General features: G+C 71.5%; 2 protein-coding genes. Both read left to right on the forward strand.

The genetic code is table 11. The features are described 5' to 3' along the window. On the forward strand, window positions 1-905 hold a 905-nt coding region (locus GO615_RS27635; protein WP_246262526.1), incomplete at its 5' end, for a 3-hydroxyacyl-CoA dehydrogenase family protein. Between the two features lie 25 nt (window positions 906-930). Then, the coding region (locus GO615_RS27640) for a thiolase family protein (RefSeq protein ID WP_479686198.1) at window positions 931-1,342 on the forward strand (412 nt) is incomplete at its 3' end.

Here is a 1,342-nt window from a genome sequence, read left to right on the forward strand (position 1 = left end):
TGCGCATCGTCGGCGAGGGCATCGCCGGCTTCGCCGATGTCGACCGCATCCTGCGCGAAGCGGCCGGATTCCGCATGGGGCCGTTCGAACTGCTGGACCTCACCGGGCTCGACGTGTCGCACCCGGTGATGGAGTCGATCTACGACCAGTATTACCAAGAACCGCGCTTCCGCCCCTCGCCGATCACGCGTCAGCGGCTCGCCGCGGGCCTGCTCGGACGCAAGAGCGGGCGCGGCTTCTATGTCTACCACGACGGCAAGGCCGAGGTGCCAGCCGAGGACGCACCGCCGGCACGGACCGACATCCCGGTGTGGGTCAGCCGCCGCGACGCCGAGGCCGCGACGCGCGTCACCGCCCAGCTCGAAAGCCTCGGCGCGAGGCTCGACCGCGGCGATACGCCCGGCGCGGGCTCGCTGTGCCTCGTACTACCGCTCGGCGAGGACGCGACCACCGCCGCGCTTGCCGAAGGCCTCGATCCGGCACGCACGCTGGCGCTCGATCCGCTCGCCCTAGACGGCCGCCGCACGCTGATGCGCACGCCGCTGACGCAGCGCGAAATGCGCGACGCGGCCTGGGCGCTGCTCGCCGCCGACGGCACGCCGGTCACGGTGATCAACGACAGCCCCGGCTTTGTCGCGCAGCGCGTACTGGCGATGATCGTGAACATCGGCTGCGACATCGCCCAGCAGCGGATCGCGACGCCCGCCGATATCGATCGCGCCGTCACGCTCGGCCTCGGCTATCCGAAAGGTCCGCTCGCGCTCGGCGATGCGCTCGGCGCGCGTACGGTGCTCGCCATTCTCGACGCGATGCACGACTTCTACCGCGACCCGCGCTACCGCCCCAGCCCCTGGCTGACGCGCCGCGCCCGGCTCGGCGTCTCGCTGCTCACTTCCGAAAACTGAACCGCTCCCCACACAAGGACTCACCATGCTCGACGCCTACATCTACGACGGCCTGCGCTCGCCCTTCGGCCGCCACGCCGGAAAACTCGCCCCCGTGCGCCCGGACGATCTCATCGCGACGGTGATGCGTGAACTCGTTGCCCGCTCGCCCTTCCGCCCCGAGCAGATCGAGGACGTGATCCTCGGCTGCACCTCGCAGGCGGGCGAAGACAGCCGCAACGTCGCGCGCAACGCGCTGCTGGCCGCGGGCCTGCCGCCGACGGTGCCGGGCCAGACCGTCAACCGCCTGTGCGCGAGCGGGCTGGCCGCAGTGCTCGACAGCGCCCGCGCGATCACGTGCGGCGAAGGCGAGCTGTATCTGGCGGGCGGCGTCGAGAGCATGAGCCGCGCCCCCTTCGTCGTCGCCAAGCCCGAGGCCGCCTACAGCCGCGACTTCA

Source organism: Aromatoleum evansii (genome assembly GCF_012910805.1).
Lineage (GTDB): Bacteria > Pseudomonadota > Gammaproteobacteria > Burkholderiales > Rhodocyclaceae > Aromatoleum > Aromatoleum evansii.